Origin of the sequence: Pseudomonas sp. FW305-28, assembly GCF_017351395.1 — a bacterium.
Taxonomy (GTDB): Bacteria; Pseudomonadota; Gammaproteobacteria; order Pseudomonadales; family Pseudomonadaceae; genus Aquipseudomonas; species Aquipseudomonas fluorescens_AA.
Window position 1 is genome coordinate 1 of the sequence record NZ_JACNDD010000146.1, and the last position, 15,779, is coordinate 15,779.

The following is a 15,779-nucleotide window of genomic DNA, read 5'->3' on the forward strand; positions in this document are numbered from 1 at the left end:
ACCTTTTTCCTGTCGCCCTGATCAGCGCCGAGCGGCGCGGTGATCTGAGCGAAGATGTCTATCGCTTGAAACCCGGCAACAGCCCGGACTACAGCGTCGAACTGGCCGTGACCCGGCTGGGCATGGCCGATGCCGGCCAGATCCGCGGCGTCCCGGTGATCCTGTTGCACGGCAGTTTTTCCAACCGGCGCTTCTGGTATTCGCCCAAGGGCCTGGGCCTGGGGGCGTACCTGGCACGCCTGGGATACGACGTGTGGATTCCCGAGATGCGCGGCCATGGGCTCTCCCAGCGCAACCAGGGCTATCGCCACAATCGAGTGGCCGACTACGCCCGCTACGACTTGCCGGCCATTGGCGCCTTCGTGCGTGAACAGAGCGGGCAGGTTCCCCACTGGATCGGTCATTCCCTGGGGGGCATCACCCTGGCGGCAGCCTTGGGCGGCCACTACCTGGGCGAGCCTGCCGTGGCGTCGGCGGCGTTTTTCGGCACCCAGGTCAGCCGCACCTACTGGCCGCTGAAGATTCCGCCGGTGGAATGGAGCGGTCGCTTCATTCTCAAGCGCTTTGCCCAGTTATCCGGCTCGAGGCTCAAGCGTGGCCCCGAGGACGAGCCTATCGGCCTGGCCCTGGAAAGTATGCGTTGGTACGGTTTGTTCGGGCGTTTCGGCGATGCCGAGAAGAACTGGTGGGCCGGGTTGGCCGATGTCCAGTTGCCGGTGCTGGCGGTGAGTGCCGCGGGTGATCACCAGGACCCGACCTGGGCTTGCCGCAAGCTTTTCGATCAGATCGGCTCCGTGCACAAGCAGTTTGTCTGCCTGGGCCGGAGACAGGGTTTCACTGACGATTTCGGTCATGTCGAGATGCTGGTCAGCAAGGCCGCCCACCTTGAGGTCTGGCCGTTGGTGGCGCGTTGGCTCGAGGATCAACAGGCCCCCCTGCTGGCAGAACAGCCCCAGTTGGCCGAGGCGGTTTGAGGCGAAGGCTCTGACAAGGGCATTTCGCTCTGGTCGGCTTGCGGCTAAGATATGACGCTTCAAGCAGTTCCAGTCACAAACGGTTGCTCATTCAGTCTGACGTTCCAGCCTTCCAGGAGTTGTTCGATGAACCATTACCTCACGCCCGACCTGTGCGACGCCTACCCGGAACTGGTGCAGGTGTTGGAACCGATGTTCAGCAATTTCGGTGGCCGCGATTCCTTCGGCGGCGAAATCGTGACCATCAAGTGCTTCGAGGACAACTCGCGGGTCAAGGAGCAGGTTGAACTCAAGGGCAACGGCAAGGTGCTGGTGGTCGACGGCGGCGGTTCCCTGCGCCGGGCACTGCTGGGGGACATGCTGGCGGAAAAAGCCGCGAAAAATGGCTGGGAAGGGCTGGTGATCTACGGTTGCATCCGCGACGTCGACGTCATCGCCCAGACCGACCTCGGGGTCCAGGCCCTGGCCAGCCATCCGATGAAGACCGACCGGCGTGGTGTCGGCGAGCTCAATGTGGCAGTGACCTTTGCCGGCGTGACGTTCCGCCCGGGCGAGTATGTCTACGCCGACAACAACGGCGTGATCGTTTCGCCAAGCCCGCTGAAAATGCCTGAATGAAGCGCCACAGCCATAAGGGATGAGGATGTTCGAGGAAGAAAACGCGCAATGGGGGCTGGTGCATGCCCTGGTGCTGGACGGTAAAGGCGGCGCGCGTTCCATAGCCCGGACCGAACTCGACGATTTGCAGTTGCAGGCCCACGAAAGCCTGTGGCTGCACTGGGATCGCAGTCATCCGCAAACCCACACCTGGCTGCGCAAATCCAGCGGCCTGAGCGAATTCAACTGCGACCTGCTGCTCGAAGAGAACACCCGGCCGCGCTTGTTGCCGTTGCCCAACGCCGAACTGCTGCTGTTCCTGCGGGGGATCAACCTCAACCCGGGCGCCGAGCCGGAAGACATGGTGTCGGTACGGATCTTCGCGTCCGCCCAGCGGGTGATCTCCCTGCGCCTGCGTCCGTTGCGCGCCACCGATGAACTGTTGGCGCAACTGGCCGAGGGCAAGGGGCCGAAAACGGCCTCCGAACTCATCCTTTATATGGCGCAATACCTCACCAACAAGGTGCAGGACCTGGTCACTTGCCTGTCCGAAATCGTCGATGGCGAGGAAGAAAAGCTTGATACCGACGAACGGTATACCCCCGAGCACGACGCCATTTTGCACATCCGTCGAAGGGCCGCCGGACTCAAGCGATTCCTGGCGCCACAGCGGGACATCTTCGGCCAGATGACGCGGCTCAAGCTGCCCTGGTTTTTCGATGACGACGGCGACTATTGGAACGAATTGAACAACAGCCTGACCCGTTACCTCGAGGAGCTGGAATTGACTCGAGAGCGCGTGGGGCTTGTGCTGGAGGCCGAAGACCGGCGCCTTTCGGTGCGCATGAACCGCACCATGTACCGCTTCGGCATCGTCACCGGGATTTTCCTGCCGATGAGTTTTCTCACCGGCCTTTTAGGTATCAACGTCGGCGGCATTCCGTTTTCCGAAAGCCCCTACGGTTTCATGGTCGCGTGCCTGCTGATGATCTGCGTGGCACTGGGGCAGTGGTGGTTGTTCCGCCGTTTGCGCTGGGTGTGACAGGGGTTTCATGTGACCCGACGAAATTTGATCGCGTCTTCCACAGACATCACGAGAGGTGCGTATGCACGATCCGTTTGAACAGTCTTTGCGCGACATGCTCAAGGCCTCGCCGTCCAGCCGGGACGACGATGCATGCCTGGGACGTGTACTGAAAACCGCCAACCGCCAGGTCGGCGCGGGCGATCTGTTCAGTCTGCTGGGCCGCTGGTTGCCCGCACTGATGATCGCCCTGAATAACGGATCGGCCCATGTCTCGCCGGTTTCCCGCCGTAAACCTGTTACTCGCACCGCTGATAAGGCTGATTGAATATGGAACTTGATCTCTGGACCCAGAGCCTCGTCACGGCAATGACTGCGTTGTGGACCAAGGTAGCCAACTTCATCCCGAACCTCTTCGGGGCGTTGGTGGTGCTGTTGTTGGGTTTTGTCGTGGCCAAGCTGCTGGACACGCTGCTGTCCAAGTTGCTCGCCAAGCTGGGTCTCGATCGCCTGATGGGCGGCACCGGCCTGACCAAGTTGCTGTCCCGTGGCGGCATCCAGGTGCCGATCTCGACCTTGGTCGGCAAGATCGTCTATTGGTTCGTATTGCTGATTTTCCTGGTTTCCGCAGCAGAATCCCTTGGCCTTGAGCGAGTTTCAGCTACGCTCGATATGCTTGCATTGTATTTGCCGAAGGTTTTTGGTGCTGCGCTGGTGTTGCTGGTGGGTGTCCTGCTGGCACAACTGGCCAATGGGCTGGTGCGCGGAGCGGCCGAAGGCGTCGGGCTGGACTATGCCGCTGGCGTGGGGCGTATCGCCCAGGGCCTGGTGATTATCATCAGTATTTCGGTGGCGATCAGCCAGTTGGAGGTCAAGACTGACCTGCTCAACCATGTGATCGTGATCGTATTGATTACCGTTGGTCTGGCGGTTGCGCTGGCAATGGGATTGGGAAGCCGGGAAATAGCCGGTCAGATTCTTGCGGGAATCTATGTGCGTGAATTGTATGAGGTTGGGCAACAAGTGCGTGTTGGCGAGGTCGAAGGCCAGATCGAGGAGATCGGCACGGTGAAAACCACATTGCTGACCGAGGAGGGCGAGTTGGTGTCGCTTTCCAATCGGATCCTGCTGGAACAGCATGTGAGTAGCCGCTAACCCGGCAAACCCTGCTAATGTATGCCGCCGCGAAATGCCTGCTACCACAGGCTGCGGCGCACATTGACCTAGACTGTCGGCCCGACTTGTTTTGAACAAACCCCAATCGCTATCCACGCGCTACGACCCCCGTGATCTCTCCGATGAGGAGTTGGTCGCGCGCGCGCATACGGAGCTGTTCCACGTAACACGCGCCTATGAAGAGTTGATGCGTCGCTACCAGAGAACTTTATTTAACGTTTGTGCGCGTTATCTCGGGAACGATCGTGATGCTGACGATGTCTGTCAGGAGGTGATGTTGAAGGTGCTGTATGGCCTGAAGAACTTCGAGGGGAAATCGAAGTTCAAGACCTGGCTCTACAGCATCACGTACAACGAATGCATCACGCAGTATCGCAAGGAACGGCGAAAGCGTCGCTTGATGGACGCGTTGAGCCTGGACCCTCTCGAGGAAGCGTCGGAAGATAAGGCGCCCAAGCCCGAGGAAAAGGGTGGACTCGATCGCTGGCTGGTCTATGTAAACCCGATCGACCGGGAAATTCTGGTGCTACGATTTGTCGCAGAGCTGGAATTCCAGGAGATCGCAGACATAATGCACATGGGTTTGAGCGCGACAAAAATGCGTTACAAGCGCGCTCTTGACAAATTGCGTGAGAAATTTGCGGGCATTGCTGAAACTTAGTTCGGCGCAAATATCTCTTACGTGTAGGCAAGTTCTGATAGACTTGCCGCCGAGTTGTCCCCCGGTTTGCGGGACTGCTTCACAATCACCAGATGGGGATTTAACGGATGAAACTGAAAAACACCTTGGGCTTTGCCATTGGTTCTTTGATTGCTGCCACTTCGTTCGGCGCTCTGGCACAAGGCCAAGGCGCAGTTGAAATCGAAGGCTTCGCCAAGAAAGAACAATTCGACAGCGCTCGTAACTTCAAGAACAACGGCAACCTGTTCGGCGGTTCGGTTGGTTACTTTCTGACCGACGACGTTGAACTGCGTCTGGCCTACGACGAAGTGCACAACGCACGTACCGACGACGGCACTAACGTCAAGGGCGCCAACACCGCTCTGGACGCCCTGTACCACTTCAACAACCCAGGCGACATGCTGCGTCCTTACGTTTCGGCCGGCTTCTCCGACCAGAGCATCGACCAGAATGGCAGCAACGGTCGTAACCGTTCTACCTTCGCCAACGTTGGTGGCGGCGCCAAGCTGTATTTCACCGAGAACTTCTACGCCCGTGCCGGCGTTGAAGCTCAGTACAACATCGACCAGGGCGACACCGAGTGGGCGCCAAGCGTTGGTATCGGTGTGAACTTCGGTGGCGGCTCCAAGCCTGCTGCTGCTCCAGTTCCAGCTCCGGCTGAAGTCTGCTCCGACAGCGACAACGACGGCGTGTGCGACAACGTCGACAAGTGCCCTGACACCCCAGCCAACGTAACCGTTGACGCTGATGGCTGCCCAGCAGTTGCCGAAGTCGTTCGTGTTGAGCTGGACGTCAAGTTCGACTTCGACAAGTCGGTCGTCAAGCCTAACAGCTACGGCGATATCAAGAACCTGGCTGACTTCATGAAGCAGTACCCATCCACCAGCACCACTGTTGAAGGTCACACTGACTCCGTCGGTCCTGACGCTTACAACCAGAAACTGTCCGAGCGTCGTGCAAACGCCGTTAAGCAAGTTCTGACCAACCAGTACGGTGTTGAATCGTCCCGCGTTCAGTCTGTTGGCTACGGCGAAACCCGCCCAGTTGCCGACAACGCCACTGAAGCTGGTCGTGCAGTTAACCGTCGCGTAGAAGCGCAGGTTGAAGCTCAAGCTAAGTAATTAGCCCACAGCTTTGGAAAAGCCCGGCCTAGGCCGGGCTTTTCTTTGCCTGGGATTTATGAAAATGAGGGGGGCGTTGCCGCAAGACCGTTGGTTAAACGCAACACCTGTGGGAGCGAGCTTGCTCGCGATAGCGGTGTGTCAGCCAGTATTGATGCTGCTGACCCGACGCTATCGCGAGCAAGCTCGCTCCCACATTGGGTTGGGTGTTGTTTGTTACAGCGCCGAAGCCTGAACCCACGCAGGCTGTGATGCGGCCAGTTCGGCAGCACCGGCCACCGCACCGATCACCAGGATCGCCGGGCTCTTGAGCTGGAAGGCGCTGGCATCGGCTTCCATCGAGGCCAGGTCGCTGCGGCAATCACGCTGGTGGGGCAGGGAGGCGTTTTCGATCATGGCCACGGGCGTGTTCGCCGCCAGGCCACCGGCCAGCAACTGCTCACGGATCTCGCTCAGTTTCGCCACGCCCATGTACACCACCAGCGTTGTGCCGCTTTGAGCCAAGGCTTGCCAGTTCAGGCTGCTACTGTCCTGGGTGTGGGCCGTGACGAGGGTCACGCCCCGGGCAATCCCGCGTAGGGTCAGTGGAATATCGCATTGGGTCGCCCCCGCGAGGCCGGCGGTGATGCCGTTGACCAGCTCCACCTCGACGCCATGCTCGCGCAACCACTGTGCCTCTTCGCCGCCGCGGCCGAAGATGCACGGGTCGCCGCCCTTGAGGCGCACCACGCATTTGCCCTGGCGGGCATAACGCAGCATCAGCCGATGAATGAAGGCCTGGGGGGTGGAGCGACAGCCGCCGCGCTTGCCCACGGCAATGATGCGCGCAGCGGGGCAGTGCTCCAGCACCGCGGCATTGACCAGGTCGTCGATCAACACCACGTCGGCCTCGCCCAAGGCGCGCACGGCTTTGAGGGTCAGTAATTCAGGGTCACCGGGACCTGCACCCACCAGCCAGACTTTTGCGTTCATAGTGTTTTCCTCACGAGATAGCCGCCAGCGGTTGCGCAGTGGCAACCAGCAGGCGTTTGATTTCCGGTACGCAGGAACCGCATTGCGTGCCACAGCCCAATTCCTGTTTAAGCCCCTGCAAGTCCAAGCCACGTTCAATGCCTGCGCAGATCGCACGCTGGCTGACGTTCATGCAGTTGCACAGGGTTTTGCTACCACCCGTTGCGGCGCCGACATTGCCTGGCGGCGCGCTCAAAGGCGCCAGCAGCCAGCGCCGCAGTTGTTCATCGGCACGGCCTTCGAGCCACAAGTTCTGCAGCCAGTGCCGAGCCAGGGTTTCGCCGGCCAGGCGAATGGCGGTGATGCGGCCGTTTTCGATGCGCACCCGTTTGCCGATGGCGCGACGCGGGTCGTCATAGGCCAGCACCGGCCCGTCGATCAGGCCCAATTGCTCGTCGATGGCCTGGAGCAGTTGCGGTTCGGGTGCAACGGCGCTGGCAGCGCGAATCAGCAACGCGGGACGCTCACGGCCGGTCAGGCTCAGGCTGACGTAGGAAAACGCCTCGCACAGGGGGCGCAGCGCCTCCAGATGCTGTTGAACATCGCCTTCGATCAAGGCGAAAAGCTGCCAAGGCAGGTTCACCGGCTCCAGGCGCACGCCGCTGTGCTTGAGTTCCGGTTGTTTCGACAAGGGGTCGAAAGCCGGTTGAGTCAGGGTATTCACGCCGCCCTTGAGGAATCGATCACCCCAGTGCATGGGCAGGAACGCTTGGCCGGGGCGCACGCTGTCGTCGCTGTCCACCGCCACGATCACGCTGCCGCGACGGCTCTTGAGGCTGACCAGGTCGCCCGCTTGCAGGCGATGCCGCTGCAGTTCATCGGGATGCAGGCTGAGTACGGCTTCGTTCACATGCCCAAACAGCTGCGCGGCGGTGCCGGTGCGGCTCATGCCGTGCCACTGGTCACGCAAGCGGCCAGTGTTGAGGGTCAATGGGTAGCGGGCGTCACGCAGTTCCTGGGCGGCGCGATAGGGATCGGCCACGAAGCGCGCTCGGCCACTGTCGGTCGGGAAAATCCCGTCCACGTACAGGCGCGCCGTCCCGACCGTGGCGCCATCCGGGAAGGGCCATTGCTGAGGGCCGAGGCGGTCGATCAGGGCATGGCTGATGCCGGACAAGTCCAGGTCGCGGCCACGGGTCAGTTGCTTGTATTCATCGAACAGTTGGGCCGGGGTGTCGAAGGCGAACAGGCTGGGTTGGCCTGGGCGCAGACGTTTCTCCAGGCGTTGTGCGAAATCCACTGTGATTGCCCAGTCCGGCCGTGCTTCACCCGGTGCGCCGATGGCCCGACGGACGTGGGAAATACGCCGTTCGGAGTTGGTCACCGAGCCTTCTTTCTCGCCCCAGCTGGCTGCCGGCAGCAGCAGGTCGGCAAAGGCGGCGGTCTCGGTGGTCCGGAAGGCTTCCTGCAACACCACGAACGGGCAGGCTTGCAGGGCCTCGCGTACCGCTGTCTGGTCCGGCATCGACTGGGCCGGGTTGGTGCAGGCGATCCACAAGGCCTTGATCTTGCCGTTGCGCACCTGCTCGAACAGCTCGATGGCGCTCAAGCCGGTGGTGGCGGGCAATTGCTCGACGCCCCAGTAACGGGCGACGTCGGCGCGGTGCTCCGGGTTGGCCGCTTCGCGGTGGCCCGGCAACAGGTTCGACAGGCTGCCGGTTTCCCGTCCGCCCATGGCATTGGGTTGGCCGGTCAGTGAGAAGGGCCCAGCACCCGGCCGGCCGATTTGCCCGGTGGCCAGGTGCAGGTTGATCAACGCGCTGTTTTTCGCGCTGCCGGCGGTGGACTGGTTCAGGCCCATGCACCACAACGACAGGAAGCTCGGCGAGGTGCCGACCCATTCGGCGCACTGGTGCAGTTGTTCGACGCTGATGCCGCACAACTGGGCGACCATCGCCGGGGTGTAGTCGCGTACCAGGTTCTTCAGGTCCGCCAAACCTTCGGTGTGGGCGTTGATGAAGTCGCGGTCGACCCAGTCTTCCCACAGCAGCAGGTGCAAAATCCCATGGAACAAGGCGACATCGGTGCCCGGCAGGATCGCCAGGTGCAGGTCCGCCAGGTCGCAGGTGTCGGTGCGCCGGGGATCGATGACGATGATTTTCATCTGCGGCCGGCGGGATTTGGCCTCTTCGAGGCGGCGAAAGAGGATGGGATGGGCGTAGGCCATGTTACTGCCGACGATCATCACGCAGTCGCTCAGCTCCAGGTCTTCATAGCTGCAGGGCGGGGCGTCGGCGCCGAGGCTGCGTTTGTAGCCCACTACGGCGGAGGACATGCACAGCCGGGAATTGCTGTCGATGTTGTTGGTGCCCACCAGCGCCCGGGCGAGTTTGTTGAAGGCGTAGTAATCCTCGGTCAGCAATTGGCCGGAGATATAGAACGCCACGCTGTCGGGGCCGTGTTCGGCGATGGTCGCCGCGAAGACGCTGGCGGCGTGATCCAGGGCGCTGTCCCAGTCGGTACGGGCCCGGGCCAGGCCTTTGCCCAGGCGCAGTTCCGGGTACAGGGCGCGGGCGGCGAGGTCGCCGGTCAGGTGCAGGGTGGACCCCTTGCTGCACAGTTTGCCGAAGTTGGCCGGGTGGGCGGGATCGCCGCTGACGCCGAGGATGCGCTCGTCGTCATGCTCGATCAGGACGCCGCAACCGACCCCGCAATAACAGCAGGTCGAGGCAGTGATCTGGCGGTTCATCAGCTTGCGTCCCGCAGGGCCAACTGCACCCGGCCGTTTTCCACCCGGGCCGAATGATGATGGGCGCAGCCCACGTCGGGGGCTTGGGCCTGGCCGCTTTCCAGGTCGATCTGCCAGTTGTGCAGCGGGCAGGCCACGCGCTTGCCGTAGACCAAGCCTTGGGACAACGGGCCGCCCTTGTGCGGGCAACGGTCATCGAGGGCGAACACTTCATCGTCGCTGGTGCGGAAAATCGCGATATCGCCTTTGGGGCCATTGATGATGCGCGAACCGAGGATATTGATCTCTTCCAGTGCGCAGATATCCAACCAGTTCATGCCGGCACCTCCAGGTTTTTCACAGGGATGACCTCGAATTCTTTCTTCAACTGAGGCTGTTCCAGGCGTTGCTTCCAAGGGTCCTGTTCCAGCGACAGGGAAAACTTCAGGCGTTCGTGGAGGGCCTTGCGCCGCTCGGGGTCTTCCAGCACGGCTTTCTTGATGTGCTCCATGCCAACTCGCTGCATGTAATGCACAGTGCGTTCGAGGTAGAAGGCTTCCTCGCGGTACAACTGCAGGAAGGCGCCGTTGTATTCACGCACTTCTTCAGCGGTCTTGAGCTTGACGAAGAATTCGGCGACCTCGGTCTTGATCCCGCCGTTGCCACCGATGTACATCTCCCAGCCGGAGTCGACGCCAATGATCCCGACGTCCTTGATCCCGGCTTCCGAGCAGTTGCGTGGGCAACCGGAGACGGCCAGCTTGACCTTGTGGGGGGACCACATGTTGAACAGGTCGTGTTCCAGCTCGATGCCCAGTTGCGTCGAGTTCTGCGTGCCGAAGCGGCAGAACTCGCTGCCCACGCAGGTCTTCACGGTGCGGATGGATTTGCCGTAGGCGTGGCCGGACGGCATGTCGAGGTCTTTCCAGACGCCGGGCAGGTCCTGCTTCTTGATCCCCAGCAGGTCGATACGCTGGCCGCCGGTGACCTTGACCATGGGTACGTTGTACTTGTCGGCCACGTCGGCGATGCGCCGCAGTTCCGAAGGATTGGTCACGCCGCCCCACATCCGCGGAACCACGGAGTAGGTGCCGTCTTTCTGGATGTTGGCGTGGGCGCGTTCGTTGATCAGGCGCGACTGCGGGTCGTCCTGGGCTTCGCCGGGCCAGGTGGAGATCAGGTAGTAGTTCAGCGCCGGGCGGCAAGTGGCGCAGCCGTTCGGGGTGCGCCAGTTCAGGTAGCTCATGGCCCCGGCGATGGTCAGCAGGTGCTGGTCGCGGATCGCCTGGCGGATCTGGCCGTGGTTGAGGTCGCTGCAACCGCAGATGGCTTTTTCGCTCTTGGGTTTGACGTCCGCCGCGCCGCCGACGGTGTTGATCAGGATCTGCTCCACCAGGCCGGCGCAGGAGCCGCAGGAGCTGGCGGCCTTGGTGTGTTTTTTCACGTCATCGACGCTGAACAGCCCGTGCTCCTGGATCGCCTTGACGATGGCGCCCTTGCACACGCCGTTGCAGCCGCAGACTTCGGCGCTGTCGGCCATGCTCATGGCTTTGTCCTGGCCTTGGTGGCCGACGTCGCCCAAGGCGTTTTCGCCGAACATCAGGTGATCGCGGATCTCGCTGATGCCGTGGTTTTCACGGATCTGGCGGAAGTACCAGCCGCCGTCCGCCGTATCGCCATACAGGCAGGCACCGACCAGCACGTCGTCCTTGATCACCAGTTTTTTGTAGACGCCGCCGATGGGGTCGGAAAGGGTGATGGTCTCGGTGCCTTCGCCGCCCATGAAGTCGCCGGCGGAGAACAGGTCGATGCCGGTGACTTTCAACTTGGTCGACGTGACCGAGCCCTTGTAAGTGGCGAAGCCCAGTTGGGCGAGGTGGTTGGCGCAGACCTTGGCCTGTTCGAACAGCGGTGCGACCAAACCGTAGGCAGTGCCGCGGTGGTTGGCGCATTCACCGATGGCGTAGATGCGCGGGTCGTAGGTTTGCATCGTGTCGTTGACCAGGATCCCACGGTTGCACGGGATGCCGGATTTTTCCGCCAGCGCGGTGTTGGGGCGGATGCCGGCGGCCATCACCACCAGGTCGGCGGGGATGATGTCGCCGTTCTTGAACTGCACCGAGCCGACCCGGCCATTGCCGGCGTCGTGCAAGGCCTGGGTCTGCTCGCTGAGGCGGAACTTCAGGCCACGGTTTTCCAGGGCGGTCTGCAGCAGTTGGCCGCTGGTCTTGTCCAGTTGCCGCTCCAGCAGCCATTCGCCCAGGTGCACCACGGTCACGTCCATGCCCCGCAGCTTCAAGCCGTTGGCGGCCTCCAGACCCAGCAGGCCGCCGCCGATGACCACGGCGTGCTTGTGGGTCTTGGCGGTGTCGATCATCGCCTGGGTGTCGGCGATGTCGCGGTAGCCGATCACGCCGTCCAAGGTATTGCCGGGGATCGGCAGGATGAACGGGGTGGAGCCGGTGGCGATGAGTAGGCGGTCGTATTCGGCTTCGCTGCCGTCTTCGGCGATGACCCGGCGCTTGACCCGGTCGATCTCCACCACTTTGCGGTTGAGCAGCAGCTTGATGTTGTTGTCCAGGTACCAGCTCAGGTCGTTGAGCACGATCTCTTCGAACGTCTGCTCACCGGCCAGCACCGGCGAGAGCAGGATGCGGTTGTAGTTGGTGTGGGGCTCGGCGCCGAACACCGTGATGTCGTACAGCTCGTTGCTCAGCTTGAGCAGTTCCTCGAGGGTTCGAACCCCGGCCATGCCGTTGCCGATCATTACCAGTTTGAGTTTTTTCATCAGGGTTCTCCGCAAGCCAGGCCCGTTTCATCACGGTGATCGGACTGGCTCGGCAATTTTTACGAAAACAAAAAAAGGCGTCCCGCTAGCAAGCTAGCGAGGACGCCTTTGTCCTGGTCCCGTTCTCTCGGGAAGCACCGCCTTCATCGTTGGAGGCGTTGCTTTATGTATGGTGAGAGAGGTTATGCAGTGGTTGTGCCAAGTGGCTGGAAGGCGCGGATTTATTGAGGGGGGAAGGCGTGTGAATGGAGTTGAAGAGGATTTATTGCACCGAATCAAAGCGGGTTGCCCGGTATTGGAGCGCTGTCGAGCGGTAAGGCGTTTTATGTGGCGAGGGAGCTTGCTCCCGCTCGAGCGCGAAGCGGTCGCAAGTGATTGGGTCTGCTTCGCAGCCCAGCGGGAGCAAGCTCCCTCGCCACGGTCATGACGAGTGAAACACCAAAAACAGCAGCACAACATTCACCACCAACGACACCAGCGCCAACGTCCGCCAGACCTTCAGCGGTTCGCGCTCCAGCAAGGGCCTGGGCCTTACGCTCAAGCTGCGGCGCTCGCCCTGTTCCAGCAGCAATAACCACTCTTCGGCGGTTTCAAAGCGCTGGCCCGGGTCCGCCGCGACGGCGCGTTCCAGGCTTTGCCCGAGCCATTCGGGCAGGTCCGGCCGATAGCGGCTGGCACTGACCGGCACACCGAAACGCGGGCGCTGGAAGGCTTCGATCTCGCCGTAGGGATAATGCCCGGTCAGCAGGAAATACACGGTCACGCCGACGGCATACAAATCCTGTTGCGCCGTGGGCGCGGTGCCGCCGAAGGCTTCCGGGGCGATGTAGCTGGGGGTGCCGGGCAACACGTTGGCCTGGTCTTCGGACAGGCCCGGGCAGTACGCCAACCCAAAATCCAGCAAGCGCAATTCCCCGTCGTCGCCCAGGTGCAGGTTTTCCGGCTTGATGTCGCGGTGGTAGATCTGCCTTCGATGCAACAGGCCCACGGCCCGCACCAGCCGTTGCGCCAGGTCCAGCCATTGCGCCAGAGGCAGCGGTCCACCCTGGTTGAACAGTTCGGCCAGGGTCGCCCCCGGATACTCCCGCATCACATAGTACAAGTGCTGCCGCTGGGGAACGCCATGGACCTCGGGAAACTGTCGTCCGGCGACCCGCTTGAGAAACCATTCTTCCGAGAGCAAGGCCTGTCCGGCCCGGGTGTCGTCCCGTAGGTGCACGGGCAGGGTTTTCAGCAGCCAGGGTTGGCCTTGGCCGTCGCGTACCCGGTAGAGCAACGATTGCTGGCTGTGGCCGAGCAGGCTTTCGATCTGCCAGCCCTCGAAGACCTGGCCCGGTTTCAGCGCCGGCGGCAGGGGCCATTGCTGCAACTGGATCAGGGCATCGCCGATGCTGGCTTCGCCCACCGCATCGACCCGCACCAACAAGGCGCTGGCGTTGTCCTGGCTGCCGGCCAGGTGCGCGGCGTTGACCAGCGTCTGCGCGGCCAGGTTCAGGTCCGGCTGGTCGCGCAGGATGCCGGCGATGGCCGTGTCCCCCAGGACCGCCCAGACGCCGTCGCTGAGCAATACGAAGGTTTCGTCGATGCGCAGTTCACCGTCGAGAAAGTCGAGGATCAGGTGTTGATCCAGGCCCAGGGCGCGCTTGAGCACATGTTGCATGCCCTGCTGTTCCCAGACGTGATCCTCGCTGACCCGTTGCAGATGATCGGCGTGCCAGCGGTAGACCCGGCAATCGCCGACATGCGCGAGGGTGAAGCGCCGGCCTCGCAGGACCAGGGCACTGACGGTGGTGAGCAGCGGTTGCCCGCCACCGTTGGCTTGCAGCCAGCGATTCTGTGCCAGCAACAGCCGGTCCAGGGCCTGGGCCACGCCCCAGGTTTGTGGCGTGGAATAGTAGTCCAGGGCCAGGGCCTGCAAGGTCGAACGGGCGGCCAGCCCGCCATCGGCGCATTGGCTCACGCCGTCGGCGATGGCGAACAGGTAACCCTTGCTGGCGGCCAGGGCCGGGGCGGGGGTGACCAGGCGCAGGGCATCCTGGTTTTCTTCCCGCGGGCCGATGGCACTGGCTTCGGCGAAGCTCAATTGCAGACTCATGGTTGCAGGTTATACCCGAGCAGCGGTGACGGCGGCCGAACCCCAAGTGGTTCTCCAGCGACGCTTGACGCCGTGCAGGCCGAACCAGGCCAGGACACCGAGGCTGGCGAACAACCACAGCGCCAGTTGATAGCTGCCGGTGCTTTGCTTGATCGCCCCCATGCCCGCCGCCAGGGCGAAGCCACCGATGCCGCCGGCCATGCCGATCAGCCCGGTCATCACGCCGATTTCGCGACGGAAGCGTTGTGGCACCAGTTGGAACACCGCGCCGTTACCCGCACCCAAACCGAGCATGGTGCAGACGAACAGGGCCAGGGCCGCATAGGAGCTCGGCAGGTTGAAGCCCACCGCCGCGATGCAGACCGCCGCTACGGTGTACATGCCCAGCAAGGTGCGGATGCCGCCGAAACGGTCCGCCAGGGCACCGCCCAAGGGCCGCATCAGGCTGCCACCGAAGACGCAGGCGGCGGTGTAGTAGCCGGCGGTGACCGGGCTCAGGCCGTATTGGTCGTTGAAATAGCCGGGCAGGGCGCTGGCCAGGCCGATGAAACCGCCGAAGGTCACGCTGTAGAAGAACATGAACCACCAGCTGTCACGATCGCCCAGGGCCTTGAGGTAGTCGGCCATGGATTTGGCTTTCGGCCGCTCGGGGGCGTTCTTGGCCAGCCAGGCGAAGAGCACCAGGGTCAGCACCAGGGGGATCAGCGCGAAGCCGAACACATTGGTCCAGCCGAAGGCCACCGCCATCACTGGAGCGATCAACGCTGCGAGCACGGTGCCCGAGTTACCGGCGCCAGCGATGCCCATGGCCTTGCCCTGGTGCTGTGGCGGATACCACTGGGACGCCAGCGGCAGGGCCACGGCGAACGACGCGCCGGCCACGCCCAGGAACAAGCCCAGCAACAAGGCTTGCTCGTAGCTGTGGATGCCCAGTTTCCAGGCGCAGAACAGCGCACCGATCACAATCACCTGGCCGACCATGCCGGCGGTCTTCGGTGAAATCCGGTCGGCCAGCAGGCCCATGAACAGGCGCAGTACGGCACCGGCCAGGATCGGCGTCGCCACCATCAGGCCGCGTTGCTGTGTGGTCAGGTGCAGGTCAGCGGAGATCTGCACCGCCAGTGGGCCGAGCAGGTACCAGACCATGAAACTCAGGTCGAAGTAGAGGAAGGCCGCGAACAGTGTCGGGGTGTGGCCGGATTTCCAGAAGCTTGAATTCATCGCGCACCTCAGCTGTAAAAGTCTCGAGAAATGAGTCAGTGCTTAGAGCAGTGCGCCGTCTGTGGTCGCACCACCGGCTCCGAAGAGCCAAAACAAAAAAACGCCGCAACCCGGATCGCCAGAGAGGCAAGGAGGGTGTGCGACGTCTTTGTCGTAGGTGGGGCAACCGCCGTTGGTTACCTGTGGGTTTGTTTAAGCGAGATCTGTGCCAACAGGAGGGATTGGCGTGAGGGCTATCGCGAGCAGGCTCGCTCCCACAATGGATTTGCGGTGTCCACAGAAGCTGCGGTCACCCTCGGATCTTGTGGGAGCGAGCCTGCTCGCGATAGCGGTAGGTCAGTCAAAGGTGATGTTGAATGCAGGGCCGCCATCGCGAGCAAGCTCGGCTCCCACAGTTGGTTGGGGGGTGTTCGCAAATATTG

13 protein-coding genes are annotated in these 15,779 nt (G+C 62.2%); 7 read left to right on the forward strand and 6 right to left on the reverse strand.

Features of this window, described 5'->3' with window-relative positions:
• The 7 genes from J4E53_RS25185 to J4E53_RS25215 form a co-directional block, all read left to right on the forward strand.
• Positions 1 to 974, forward strand: a 974-nt coding sequence (locus tag J4E53_RS25185; protein WP_207268205.1) for an alpha/beta fold hydrolase, incomplete at its 5' end; no start/stop codon positions are given.
• 126 nt (positions 975 to 1,100) lie between these two features.
• Positions 1,101 to 1,592: a ribonuclease E activity regulator RraA gene (gene rraA / locus J4E53_RS25190; protein WP_060738491.1), complete on the forward strand. Its 492-nt coding sequence runs from the start codon at positions 1,101 to 1,103 to the stop codon at positions 1,590 to 1,592.
• Between the two features lie 25 nt (positions 1,593 to 1,617).
• Complete coding sequence (locus J4E53_RS25195) at positions 1,618 to 2,613, forward strand: zinc transporter ZntB (protein WP_060738490.1); 996 nt, start codon at positions 1,618 to 1,620, stop codon at positions 2,611 to 2,613.
• 64 nt (positions 2,614 to 2,677) lie between these two features.
• Entirely contained in the window at positions 2,678 to 2,923 is a 246-nt protein-coding gene (locus J4E53_RS25200; protein ID WP_014337331.1) for a hypothetical protein, read from the forward strand.
• A gap of 2 nt (positions 2,924 to 2,925) precedes the next feature.
• Positions 2,926 to 3,750 carry a mechanosensitive ion channel family protein gene (locus tag J4E53_RS25205; protein WP_003199523.1) on the forward strand — a complete coding sequence of 275 codons (825 nt, stop codon included), beginning with the start codon at positions 2,926 to 2,928 and terminating at the stop codon, positions 3,748 to 3,750.
• Positions 3,751 to 3,841: 91 nt separating this feature from the next.
• On the forward strand, positions 3,842 to 4,432 hold the full coding sequence (sigX, locus tag J4E53_RS25210) for an RNA polymerase sigma factor SigX (protein WP_003183614.1): 591 nt from the start codon (positions 3,842 to 3,844) through the stop codon (positions 4,430 to 4,432).
• A 107-nt stretch (positions 4,433 to 4,539) separates the two neighbouring features.
• Complete coding sequence (locus J4E53_RS25215) at positions 4,540 to 5,574, forward strand: OmpA family protein (RefSeq protein ID WP_060738489.1); 1,035 nt, start codon at positions 4,540 to 4,542, stop codon at positions 5,572 to 5,574.
• Between the two features lie 216 nt (positions 5,575 to 5,790).
• On the opposite strand, the gene cobA is transcribed toward J4E53_RS25215, so the two are convergent.
• From cobA to J4E53_RS25245, 6 genes are all read right to left on the reverse strand, one after another.
• The gene (cobA, locus tag J4E53_RS25220; RefSeq protein WP_103310681.1) at positions 5,791 to 6,546 is read right to left on the reverse strand and encodes a uroporphyrinogen-III C-methyltransferase; all 756 of its coding nucleotides are present in this window, start codon (positions 6,544 to 6,546) and stop codon (positions 5,791 to 5,793) included.
• A gap of 10 nt (positions 6,547 to 6,556) precedes the next feature.
• Positions 6,557 to 9,274: a nitrate reductase gene (locus J4E53_RS25225; RefSeq protein WP_103310679.1), complete on the reverse strand. Its 2,718-nt coding sequence runs from the start codon at positions 9,272 to 9,274 to the stop codon at positions 6,557 to 6,559.
• The gene (gene nirD, locus J4E53_RS25230) at positions 9,274 to 9,591 is read right to left on the reverse strand and encodes a nitrite reductase small subunit NirD (RefSeq protein ID WP_018605256.1); all 318 of its coding nucleotides are present in this window, start codon (positions 9,589 to 9,591) and stop codon (positions 9,274 to 9,276) included. Before nirD ends, J4E53_RS25225 begins: the two co-directional genes overlap by 1 nt.
• Positions 9,588 to 12,041: a nitrite reductase large subunit NirB gene (gene nirB / locus J4E53_RS25235; RefSeq protein ID WP_060738486.1), complete on the reverse strand. Its 2,454-nt coding sequence runs from the start codon at positions 12,039 to 12,041 to the stop codon at positions 9,588 to 9,590. The genes nirD and nirB overlap by 4 nt, the downstream gene beginning before the upstream one ends.
• A gap of 421 nt (positions 12,042 to 12,462) precedes the next feature.
• Positions 12,463 to 14,136 carry a bifunctional protein-serine/threonine kinase/phosphatase gene (locus J4E53_RS25240; RefSeq protein WP_103310678.1) on the reverse strand — a complete coding sequence of 558 codons (1,674 nt, stop codon included), beginning with the start codon at positions 14,134 to 14,136 and terminating at the stop codon, positions 12,463 to 12,465.
• A gap of 9 nt (positions 14,137 to 14,145) precedes the next feature.
• A complete protein-coding gene (locus tag J4E53_RS25245) occupies positions 14,146 to 15,357 on the reverse strand; it encodes a NarK/NasA family nitrate transporter (RefSeq protein WP_025212688.1) in 1,212 nt (403 codons plus the stop codon).
• Positions 15,358 to 15,779: the final 422 nt, after the last annotated feature.